Raw genomic sequence first — 11,240 nt, 5'->3', positions numbered from 1 at the left:
TAAGTCCAGACTTGGAGGTTATTCCCATGCGCTCGCTCATTCGTCATATCCTTCCGCTGCTCGCTTCCTTGGTCGTGCCCACCCTACAGGCTGCAACGCTGACCTGCTCGGGCACAGTCACTTCGGTGACGGCATACGCGGATGGCAGTATTTTTGTCAAACCGTCGTGGAACTACAATGCGCTGCAGTTGTGCAACGCAACCACCGTGTGGAAGAGCGTGCCGCTGGAAAGCTGCAAGCGCTGGCACGCCCAGGCGCTGCTTGCGCGCAGCACCCGCGAGACAATGGTGGTGTATTACCCGAGCACGGCTACGGCGACCACGTGCGTTGCGATCCCTGCGGGCAGTGGAGCGGACGCGCCCGGTTACCTTAGCAACCAGTAATTCGGCGCGCCATAGTCATGAAGCGAATTCCGAAGGCCTCAGGATCGATAGGCCGCCTGCTGCTGTGTGCGCTGCTCGCCGGAGTAGCTTCACAGGTGTGTGCCGATCAGTACGGGTACGACGAACTGGGCAATGTGCAGACGCTGACCAGTCCGCGTGGCACGCGCACCTATACGTATGACGAGATCCAGCGGCTGGACACGGAGGCGGGCTTCAGCGGTCAGCGGGATCACGCCTACGACCTTAACGGCAACCGCACTACCGACAGCGCCAGTACGCCGGGCACCCCGACCACGGCGACCTACACCGCGAACACGAACCGGGTCGCCACGATCAACGGTGCAGCGGTGAGCATTGATGCGGCCGGTCAGATCACTAACGACGGCCTGAACACCTACACCTGGGATGACGCCGGGCGGCTCAAGACGGTAAGCCGGGGAGGCCAACTCAGAGCGACGTACCACTACGACCACAAGCACCGTCGCACGAGGAAGGTGACGACCGCCGCCGCGCCGCAGGGGTCGAAAACGCTGTTCTTTCACTACGACGATCAGGACCGGTTGATCGCCGAGACCACGGAGACCGGGGCTCCGGTACGCAGCTACCTGTGGGCAGATGCTCACCTTCTTGCACAGATCGAATACAGGTGGGTCGGAGGAAGTTATGACCTATCGCGCGAACTGATATTTGAGCTCGACCAATTGGGTACGCCGCGCCAGGCGCGTTTAAACACTGGCCCGGCAGTGTGGCGCTGGGAGTCGGACGGTTACGGCACCTCACCGGCCAACGAAGACCCGGACGGCAACGGCCAGCCCACGACGGTCAATCTGAGATTCCCGGGGCAGTACTACGATGAGGAGTCGGGGCTGCATTACAACTGGCATCGGTACTATGTGCCAAGGCTCGGGAGGTATTTGTCGAGTGATCCGATCGGGATTGCCGGTGGGATCAACGGGTACAGCTACGTGGGTGGCCAACCGACAATGCTCACTGACCCGCAAGGGCTTGCTCCGACGAAGGCTGTGATTTGGCTCGTCCGAATCTGCAAGAAGGGCATCGAGAAAATCCGCCCAGTGAGTTACGAAGAGGCGGTGCAACTCGCCAAACAGGGCGAGGACTTACAGGCCAGTCGCGATATTGCGAAGAAAATTGCCAACGCTACCAGCGAGGGACGCGGTGCAATAAAGGATCCTATGCATCCCGACCGAGTGACTGGTAGTTCTGAGGGCCGTCGCCCCCACTATCACGCGAACCCACGAAACGGCGGTCACATCTTCTACAGCATTGCTGCAGCCGCCACGTTTGCAGGCCACGTGGACTGTGAGGACTGCGCTATGGCCATCATTGCGGAGGGGCTGGACTTCTTCAATCCGCTATCCTTGCCAAAGGACTTGATGGACCTTACAGGCGTCGGAGCCCCAGATTGATTCAGGTGTTTTGCATCCAGTTGGTTGGAGAGCCGCTTCTTCTGAGCGGGGACAATCAGGAAGTCGGCTTTTACCGGAACGAGTACGTGGTGGCTCAGTCCGTAGAGCGCGCCATTGCTGCTGCGAAGACCAAAGCGTTGAAACGGCTTGAGCGTAAGGCCGCAAGGTTCATTGAGGGCAAGCCGTTCACTCTGACGGTGGAGAGCATCAAGATCGGAATGTCGCCTTGGAGGCTTCTTCGCAGCGAAGGCTTCTTGTTCTTCCCGGTGGACGAGCCTGACTCACCGTGAACCGCCTTGGCTTTGAACTGCCCCCGAAGTTGGACGGTTACCATCCCGCTAACTAGACGGTGTTTCCAAGAGGCCGTGCTTGCCGAGTGCCTGAAAAATTCAGGCGGTGATTACAGTGCAACCAGCAACAACTGTGGAACCCCTATCCAATCGTGCTTGGCCAGGGTCGGCGTGAATATTGGCAAGTCGATGTTGCCCGTTAGCGTGTCGAATGCGTTGTCGCGATCTCCTGCGGTGGTTGGGCAGACCTGCTATCCCGGGCCGGTCAAGCCATCGATTCCCCTTGCGCCATGAGTCATCGAAAGCGAATTTTCTTGCTCAGCAGCGCAGGCGCTCTTTTGCTTGTGCTTGCTCCGATATTTATCCTTGGAAAGAACATCGAACTATTGGCTACGACCACTGTACCAATCGGTGCTGAGCCAACAATTGATCCGGCAACAACAAGAACGGTAGCTGTTCTTGAAATAGGAGCGCGGGTTGTCGTGTTGTCCTGTGAGGACTTGAAGCACTTCTTTGCTCCTGAGGTTCGTCTGCCAGATGGACGAACGGGTTTCGTTATGGGAGGGCAATTCGAATTGACGAAGAAAACCCCATCATTGACATTTGATCAACCGATCGTCTTCTCGTGTCCGTGATTCGAGTAATAGTAAGGGGCAATGTCAGGCAACCTGGCAGCCGTGGCGATATGCTGCCAATGTGTCGATACGCCAACCATGCTACGGTGCCTGCGAAGGCGAGAACCTAATTTCGCGTGTCAAGTAATATCCGTACCTAATGAGCGCCGGCTGCGGGATTACCTGAGTCATCTACTCAGAGCTCGACTTGTTGGACGCGTCGAAGAGGGTACGCAAGAGTAGGGGTGTCGTCATACGGAGGTGGGAATACTGCTATGGAATTGGCCGCCGCCTTCAGCGTACCTCCCCTGGATTGGGATTTACCCGGTACGGAACACGATTTTCCGATGCACGCTTATCGAGCGATTAGATCACTGCATCGACAAAGTTTTAGAATTCATTCCACCGTTGTGGTAACACAGCAGGTATTCCATTCGTGGGTATACGAACATGAGCCAAATATTAGAACGTATTAACGGCCATCAGGTTTTCTTCGATATCGAGGACTTCAGCAGGGTACTTGAGCTCGCACGGGAGGCTTGCTCGCAAGCCCCGATATTGCTCGATAACTGGGACCGCGCTAACGCCGTGGCGAGACATATTCGACGCTCCTTGGATCAGATCGACCCGCTCTTGGTTGTTAGCAGTACCCTCGCGAACCTGAGCTCTTATCTTCAGCAAGCACGAGCAGAAATCGACAGTTTTTCTTCCAACGGAAACGTAGGTCACTGGAGCAACGCGCAAGCTCATCTCGACAATAGCCTCACCCAGGTCTCGTCCCTTCCGCGTCAGACCTTAGAGGGCATCGATGGCATGAGGGAAGCTGCTTCCTCCTTCCGGAGTGCCGTTGGCAGCTGGCTGGACGCGATCAGGAAAGACACCGACGGCATCTCTCAGATGCAAGGTACCTTGCAGGCTCGCATATCAGAAGCCACGGCTGAAATTAATTCGCAAAAGCAAAGGTTAGACACTGCCATCGCGGCATTCCAGCAGCAGTTTTCAGATGCACAGCAAGCCAAGCAAACAGAATTTGCCGCACAAGAGCTGGCACGTGCCCAGGTGGCCGCCAGAAGCGAGCAGGATCGTCAAGAGGCTTTTACGACTGCGACGGCGCTTCGTGCGGAGTCAGAGAGGGAGGCTGCCAGCGAGGCAGCTAAAGCGCACGCGGCCTTAGTGGCAAAGTTGAACGAGGACACCGCCGCTATCGTTTCTGCGATGGAGACGCAAAAAGGCTATGCCCAGAAGTTAATTGGCATCATCACTGATACGGGGATGGCGTACGGGTATCAAAAAACGGCGAACGAAGAGCGCGACCGCGCTGCGTTGTGGAAAGGCGTCGCGTTTTGGTCTCTCGTGGCGTGGATCGTCATTGGTGTCGGGTTCTTCTACTTCACATTTGATAAAGATTTGACTTGGGCCACAGTAGTCCGCCAGCTATTAATTTCTACCCCCTTTATCCTGCTGGCTGGATTTGCGGCCCTACAGGTATCGCGCCATCAGAAAAACGAGCGCGGCCTGCGGCAGGCTGAACTGGAGCTTGCGTCGATCGATCCATTCCTTGCCACCTTGACGGATGAAGATCGAAATTCGGTTAAACGAGAGTTCGCAACTCGCTATTTCGGACATCGCGAAACTGATCATAGGCTCGAAAAAGATGATGTTAAAATGGCAGAAAGGTTTCTTGAATTGGCCAAGATTGTTCAAGAGATCAGGAAATGAACCCGCCCATGGCTCATATGTAAGAACATGTGTGCTTGATAGGTACGAGGAGCTACGGTGCCCGGGAGGACGGATTTGACTCCGAACCTTCAGCTCGGTTATCCGAGCAACCTCTTCGACACCCCTCTTCGCTGTGATTCAATCTCCGGCCCGTCCTTCAGGGCCAAAACATCCTCACACCTAAACAGGGCCGCTCCCTTCATACCGCATTCGTGCTCGGGCACACGCTGGATTCTGCCTGCCCGCTCGGCATTCATTAAATAACGCGAGTGTGTGCCCAAGATTTCGCCCGCCTGCGCCGCGCTGAGGTATTTGACCAAGTTCTCCTGAATACGCTGAAGATCAACCCGTCTGATCCGCTGCTTTTTCCAAACGGAAACACATTGAACCAAGCCTGATTCAATAAACCGAACAACGAACTCCCGCCGAGTGAGACCTACTTGAGCGGCGGCGGCATCGATGTCCATCATCGCATCGAGTTCGCATCGGGTCTTTTCGACGTCTGTGCGCAGAAAATAGTCTCGATTGTCTGCCTCGCGATCGGGCGGCGTGTCGCTCACCAGGAGTTCGCTCCGCTGTAATGCAGCAACCTGCTGAACGGTTATTCCTAGCAATTCGGCCGTCTCCGTTGAGGTCAGCCATCGTTTTTTGTCGTAGCGCACCACGCCAGCCACTTTTCGACCGGTTCGAGTCGGATAGTTTTTAAGCGCTTTGACCTTCTGCAGATCTACGTCGAGTAGGTCGGCGCGTCGGAAAACATTGACGAGCGCGCCGTCGATACGAGGTCCTGATATCGGGCTGACCCCCACAGCGGCCAGGCGGTCTGATAACGATGTCGCTCCGGTGGAAAGCTGTGTGGCCAGGTTGCCCACAAATATGTACTCACGGTCAAAGCGTTGCACCTCCTCGGACGTGAATGTGATGGGCTGTCGGCCTTGGGCATTCGCACTCGTGTGACGAGTCAAGTGGCCCGCCTTCTCAATTCTGCGTATAGCGTCCGCGTACGTACCGAGTCGTTCGGCCGTTTCCTCAAGTGTCAGGAGGTCGCTGGGCCTTGGGCCCGATGTGCTGTCATTGGCCGCGGATGCCTCGGGAGACGCGATCGTCTTGAGGGATGGAAGTCCAGACTCGATATCGAACTTCACAACCTGCCTTCGGCCTGCGAAAATTTCGACGAGCTCCTCTGCATAGGCGCGTGTTCGAAATTGATCGCCCTCGCCCAAGGCGCCTTCCGCGCAGCCCTGTGCGAGTCGCAACATCAAGCCAGAGACCTCATGGCTTCCGAAGCGGTGCCGGATGATGGAGTTTCGCCGTATCAACTTGAGCAAACCGGCACGCTCAAGAGCTGTGAGCGAGTGCGTCGAAACGTTGAGCGCCGCTGAAGCGGCACGACTGTCCAGCAAGAGCAGAAGATTCTCGCTGTCAGCATTTGTGGGGGCTTGGGCAAGAGATGTGCCCTCTGCTGGCTGCGGTGGCCATGTCGGCGCATTCATTTGCTCCCTCGGAACCAGCGTGATCTTCACTTCGCGAGATACGGTTCTTGCCAGTTGTTCGGCAAGATCGCTGGCCGGCGACACGCTACTGATGAGGCGAGCGAGTGCGACACGCGGCAAGAGCTCCGGGTATCGTCTCTGTTGATGTCGAGCGAAAGCGCGGACGCCTTGCGCTGGCGCTATGGTGAGCAATGCCGCGTACCCGAGCAGCCTTGATCTTTTGACCAGATCGGTCTCGCGTTCTATCTCCAGTACTGTCACGTAGGCGAGCATCTGCGACACCCGTTTTTGGTCTCCCCTTGCCATCGCTTCGTACAAGACCCGCTCGCCAAAGGCGAAGCCTCGCGGACTCTCGATGGTGGAGATGGGCGCTTTACATTGGCACTGATCGATACCGCGTTGCCCCGGGCCAAAGACTGCACCGCACTCGGGACAATTTCTCACGAGCCTGCGGCTGTGCTTTGGGCAGTACTCGAACAGTGCGACGCAGGTTTCTGCCCGGTAGTAGCCTTCTTTTGCGCAACTCGGGCAGACAGCCTGCCAATAGAATCGAACGGCAGTGGCAGGTAAATCGACGTTGAGGACACGAACAGGTTTGCGTGATGAAACGCTTGGACGTTCTTCAAAGAAGCCGCCAAGCAGCCTCTTCCTGATTTCCTCAGGGTACAGCTCTGACATCTTTCGAGCGAAAATTCCCTTCCGAAACAGCATTGATTTGGAGGGGCTCTTGATGAGGCGATAGACGAAGCCCTTCACCGACGAGTACCCGTTCATCTCCGTCATGCGAAGTACAACACTCAAGGGTGACTCACCCTCGATCGGGAGCGGTAGGTAATTCATCTGACGGTCCGGGACAGACCCAGTCTGTCAGCGTCTTGTGAAAACGGGTTCACGCCCTCGGGAGCCAGAGCGGACGAAATTCGAATTCGCCTGTACGCCTCTCTGAAGTGTGCATCGCTGAGCTCAGTGTCGCCCTTTGTTAAAGCCTGGTCGGCAGATTCAACAAATAGGTCCTTCGTGGCAGACATATTTCCGCCTGTCGCTGCGTACATCTGTTCCGTAAAAAGGCTTTTCTTGATTACGTCGGCAGCCTTCAACGAGCAATGTTCGTTCAGGCGCTTGGTGAAGAAGATGATCACTTTTCGAAAATCGTCATTCAATGCGAATTCGGATAGCGAGCAACTGCGCCGGAAACGCCGCTCTAATTGTTCATCGCCTTCTAGCAACGTGAGTAGGTCTGCAGTTCCGACAAGAATAATCGGAACCATTGATTCATTCATCAGATCCTTCACCCAGTTTCTCACTGTCGCATGGGTTTTCTCTTTTCGTGGATCGACCAAGTGTTGAAACTCGTCGAGAATGTAAAATCGTGTTTTGCACGTCTTGAGATTCTGAATCAGCCTCTCAGTAAGCTGAGTTCTGTTGCCACTCAGATCACTCACTTCAAGACGAATCAACAGTTTTTGAGCCAGATCCTTGATCGTCGCAACACCGGGGACGGCTTGATAGAAGGCGGGAATTACCTTCCGGATGCCTTCGGGCTCTTCGAAGACTTCAGTTTTGAACGGGGCGAGGAGGTGCGAGCACAAAGTGGTCTTCCCCGTGCCCGCGCGACCGCTTATCGCCAGAGAGCTCGGTTCTCTTCGGCCATCGTTGTACCGGAGTACGTCGTTGAAGGCGCTAATGCACTCAAGGACTTTGTCATGCTGGTAGAAGACGTCGCGAAACGCGTTCAGACCAGACGGCAGCTCTTCCATTTTCATAACAAGTGCCTGGAATCAGAGTGATTGATAGATCTCGCTGCTTTCATCCCACAGGTCCAGTTCGGTCCCCGGTTGCGATGAAGTGCTTTCGAGTCTGGGCAGGGCGAAGTCCGTCTCGGGCAGTTCGCCGGTTTGCGGATTCGAAAGCTGGCCCCCTTGGGTTGCTCCGGTTGATTGCCTTAGTTTTTCGGCCACCTTCTCGTTGCGCATGCGAGCGAACTGCTTGCGCGCGCGGGCCGTCTTCACGTCGAACTCATCCCACATTTTCTTTCGCGCTTCGTTCAGTAGTTTCGTGTTTTGGGCGTCTTTACCCGCCGCCTTGAGCGCTGCGCTGGCAGCCTTGTGTTCGGCCAAAGTCAGGCCATTCTGGTAGCGCGGGTCAACGGGGTCTGCACGGACTAAGCGCGTGGCGTCATCCGGGTCGACTACGTACACGTGACTGAGGTCGGTTTCGTCATAGAGCACGACGACCTTGTCTTTTTCCGGATGAGTGGCCAGCCGGCCCGCCAAGTCCGGCAACGCTGGGCTTGTCCAGCTGAGGTTGAAGAGGTTTACACGACCCCCGGTGATCGAGCGCTCGGTGGACTTTCTGCAGATCTGGTCAAGCCCCGCGTTCAGGTACCGCGTCGGAATATCGAGCTCGGTTGCCTTTTGCCAGACGACGATCGGAGGGAGGCCCAATTCCGAATGATTCAAGCGGTGGTAAATGTTATCGACCCAGGACGCGAACCGTTCGCGTAATTCATCGAGTTGTATCCACGCTTGCTTGACTGCTTGGTAGTCGCCGCGGTCCTGTGGCGATGAACGAGTTGTGCCATGGATAAGGTGGATGAACATCGAGTTCATCGTCTTGAAGAACCGCTCGATGTGCGGCTTTTCGTTCGGCTCTCTGGGAGCAACGATTCGAACGGTGGTCCCGAAGCGCTCGCAGACCAGAAACAGATCGCTCTTGAATTCCGGTCCGCCATCGACGATCAGTTCTACCGCCGCGCCACCGGGAAGGCGGCCATTTTCTGACGATACTGAATCTTTGTAGGCCCGTATCGTTTTTGCAGCACACGGCGGCACAAACGAAAGGTCCCAGCCGAGGACGCATCTGCTGAAGATGTCCAGCATGATCGTCAATACAGGCCGGCCGATAGGGTCGCCGTTCTCGTCAACGACGATCAGGTCAATGTAGTTGCTATCGCTCTCGACTCGCTCCAGCACCATGGTCGGCGGATGGATCTTCCCGCCGTGGCGATGCTTTCGCTTGGCGTACTGTTTGCCGTGTCGGTTTAGATCCGAGGTGTACGCGTCAAGGCTTGCGACTGCCCGATAAAACGACGCCCTTGATGGCGGGGACAGCTTCGTATCGGGAGGCCGCTTCAGATTTTCGGCCTCGATTTCGGCACAGAGCATGCAGTAGATCGCTTGTGCACTCGGCCGACGGTCGTCCATGTACGTGGAGCGTAGGATCGATTGCATGAGCGCTGCTACCGTGCCGTCCATCCGTGGCTTGCGCTCACGCGTCCTGTGTTCGCGTGTGATGAGAGCCAACGGATTTCGGCCAGACTCCCGATACTTGCGGATCCATGCGCGCACCCGAGAAAGGGAGGGCGGCTTTTCGGCACGTTCCTCCGCGATTCGCTGGATCAGCAAGGTCCCGAGCTCAGTGGGCGCTCTGCCACACAGCTCATGCTCGAACGCGCGGACGTAGGCCAATCGCTTTTTCTGCGCATTGGCCTCCTTGTCGGTCAGGTTTGCCGCATTTGCGTAAAGGTCGTTCCAGGGTTCTATAGCGGCGACAATGGTCAGTCGCCCACGATCTGCCAGGTCTTGCCAACGTAACAAGGGAATATCGCTTACCCGCTTAACGTTTACGCCGCGCAGCGTAACGATGGCCTGGTCGATTCGCAGGACCTCGAATTCGTACCCCGAATACAGGTAGCGCTCCCCGACCTTCGGGTGTCGGAATTCACTGGTAGTGGGTAGGGCACTCATCTCGGTTTGCGCCAAACGAGCCAGTTCGGCCCGATGGGTTTTGTGAGCTCAACGTCAATCCAGCCACTTAGAACGCCCCTGCCGATTCGCCCGAGGTTATTCGGCAAGTGAGAAGCTATGGTTAGCAGGCTTACGGGGGTGCCATCTTTGGGTAGCAGTGCAAGAAGGGCCGCAATGTCGTCGAGCGGCACAGCACGCGCGCGGCCGTATAGATTCCGCAGAATTGTGATTTTTGGTTCGATGCGGATCGAGAGCTCGGTTTCGAGCAAGTACTCTCGATCGTTTCCCAAGAAGTGCTCGCGCGCCACTTGGAGACGGTGGGCACGGAACGGTTGGTTGGCACGTGCAGAAGGCTTTACCTCGACGATGTAGGGATCACCTTCGAAAGGCGTCACCTCGAAGTCTGGGGTGTGATTGAAGAAGCCGTGCTCATCCGCCAGGGTTACCGTCAGCGGCTGGGATCTGTACGACTGAATCGACGGATCAAACTCGAACAGCAGACACATGTCCGCTTCAAGCCGGCCCTCCACGGGAATCACCCGCTTGTTCATCTCAGAGGGGAACTGGACGATGTGTACGCCGGGACGGCCTCGGCTGATGCGGCGCGCGGGTAGTTGCTTGGACTTCGGTACACCACGGCCCCGGCCAATCGTTTGGACTTCGCTGCTCATGCGCACATTACGGAGCAGGGGCGCGGAGCTTTAGCGCGATGTGGCTTAGGGCGTCAGCAACCGAGCACTACGAGCGGATCCGGTGATAGCCGAACTGCATCGCTGCAGCCGATTTGGCGGGGTATTGACCCCACATGTCTGCTTAAATTCGTCGCTACGCTAGACGTTCTTCACGACTACGAGGCGGTGGACATGAAATACGCCGTCCTGCTGCCGATCGGGGCATTGATCCTTTGGTCCCTCATTGGCTACGGTGGCCACCTGGTGGCTTGCGCACACCCTTACAGCAAAGAACCGCATTTCGCCCGCTGACCCGACTCGCCCGCTCCGTTGCCGCCCAGCATTCGGATGGGCAGGGTCGGTTACTCACACGTGCTACTTAGTAGACGTGACAAGCGGCGATTAGTAACCTTCAAACGAGCTGCTGCATTTGTCGGCAATTTAATGATCGATCAGGCAATCGCAGGGTGCATCAAGCCATTGATGTAAAAAATGAAATTGCTGTTTTGGTGTTCGGAGTTATCCAGCACCCTCAGGAGTTATCCATCAAAACTGCTGTAGAAAACAAAGTTGGGCATCACCGGTGCTGTCGTCGCAGGCAGTGGGTCAAGATTGAAGCGAATCACGAAGTCAGCGAGTAGGCCGAGTCTCGGATCGACGCGCGTCCGTCTGGCCGGCAGGACAGCGCCCCTTGTTGCGCCATGCGTGTGTGCTAGTGTTTCGAGGCATTGAGGGCGGCAGCCGGTAGCGAGCGCTGATTGCCGTTTGGGTTCGGATCTAGGTCGAAAGGTAGCGGCTTCGCTATGCACAACGCACGTTCGTTCCGGTTTTCGGCGATGTCCAACACTGCGGTCGAGCGGACCGCCCAAAGCTGCGCTTTGGGTACCCTGCGCGGCT

10 protein-coding genes are annotated in these 11,240 nt (G+C 56.5%); 5 read left to right on the top strand and 5 right to left on the bottom strand.

Going from position 1 to position 11,240, the window contains the following annotated elements:
• The first annotated feature begins 26 nt into the window (after window positions 1-26).
• The 5 genes from ACTIFF_RS02365 to ACTIFF_RS02345 all read left to right on the top strand — a co-directional run bounded on the left by ACTIFF_RS02365 (window position 27) and on the right by ACTIFF_RS02345 (window position 4,433).
• Window positions 27-383: a hypothetical protein gene (locus tag ACTIFF_RS02365; protein WP_439535382.1), complete on the top strand. Its 357-nt coding sequence runs from the start codon at window positions 27-29 to the stop codon at window positions 381-383.
• 17 nt (window positions 384-400) lie between these two features.
• Window positions 401-1,810, top strand: coding sequence for an RHS repeat domain-containing protein (locus ACTIFF_RS02360; protein WP_439535381.1), 1,410 nt, complete (start codon window positions 401-403; stop codon window positions 1,808-1,810).
• Window positions 1,807-2,100: a hypothetical protein gene (locus ACTIFF_RS02355; RefSeq protein WP_439535380.1), complete on the top strand. Its 294-nt coding sequence runs from the start codon at window positions 1,807-1,809 to the stop codon at window positions 2,098-2,100. Before ACTIFF_RS02360 ends, ACTIFF_RS02355 begins: the two co-directional genes overlap by 4 nt.
• 290 nt (window positions 2,101-2,390) lie before the next feature.
• On the top strand, window positions 2,391-2,735 hold the full coding sequence (locus ACTIFF_RS02350) for a hypothetical protein (RefSeq protein ID WP_439535379.1): 345 nt from the start codon (window positions 2,391-2,393) through the stop codon (window positions 2,733-2,735).
• Between the two features lie 429 nt (window positions 2,736-3,164).
• On the top strand, window positions 3,165-4,433 hold the full coding sequence (locus ACTIFF_RS02345) for a hypothetical protein (protein ID WP_439535378.1): 1,269 nt from the start codon (window positions 3,165-3,167) through the stop codon (window positions 4,431-4,433).
• A 98-nt stretch (window positions 4,434-4,531) separates the two neighbouring features.
• Here the strand turns inward: ACTIFF_RS02345 and ACTIFF_RS02340 are convergent, their stop codons facing one another.
• The 5 genes from ACTIFF_RS02340 to ACTIFF_RS02320 form a co-directional block, all read right to left on the bottom strand.
• Window positions 4,532-6,766 carry a TniQ family protein gene (locus tag ACTIFF_RS02340; RefSeq protein WP_439535377.1) on the bottom strand — a complete coding sequence of 745 codons (2,235 nt, stop codon included), beginning with the start codon at window positions 6,764-6,766 and terminating at the stop codon, window positions 4,532-4,534.
• Window positions 6,763-7,689 carry a TniB family NTP-binding protein gene (locus ACTIFF_RS02335; protein WP_439535376.1) on the bottom strand — a complete coding sequence of 309 codons (927 nt, stop codon included), beginning with the start codon at window positions 7,687-7,689 and terminating at the stop codon, window positions 6,763-6,765. The genes ACTIFF_RS02340 and ACTIFF_RS02335 overlap by 4 nt, the downstream gene beginning before the upstream one ends.
• A gap of 15 nt (window positions 7,690-7,704) precedes the next feature.
• The gene (locus tag ACTIFF_RS02330; RefSeq protein WP_439535375.1) at window positions 7,705-9,672 is read right to left on the bottom strand and encodes a Mu transposase C-terminal domain-containing protein; all 1,968 of its coding nucleotides are present in this window, start codon (window positions 9,670-9,672) and stop codon (window positions 7,705-7,707) included.
• Window positions 9,669-10,343 (bottom strand): Tn7 transposase TnsA N-terminal domain-containing protein, encoded by a 675-nt coding sequence (locus ACTIFF_RS02325; protein ID WP_439535374.1) that lies wholly within the window; start codon window positions 10,341-10,343, stop codon window positions 9,669-9,671. Before ACTIFF_RS02325 ends, ACTIFF_RS02330 begins: the two co-directional genes overlap by 4 nt.
• Before the next feature lie 712 nt (window positions 10,344-11,055).
• A partial coding sequence (locus ACTIFF_RS02320; RefSeq protein ID WP_439535373.1) for a hypothetical protein occupies window positions 11,056-11,240 on the bottom strand: 185 nt, incomplete at its 5' end.

Source organism: Methyloversatilis sp. (assembly GCF_051861465.1).
In the GTDB taxonomy this organism is placed as follows: Bacteria; Pseudomonadota; Gammaproteobacteria; order Burkholderiales; family Rhodocyclaceae; genus Methyloversatilis.
This window is presented reverse-complemented; position numbering and strand designations above follow the sequence as displayed.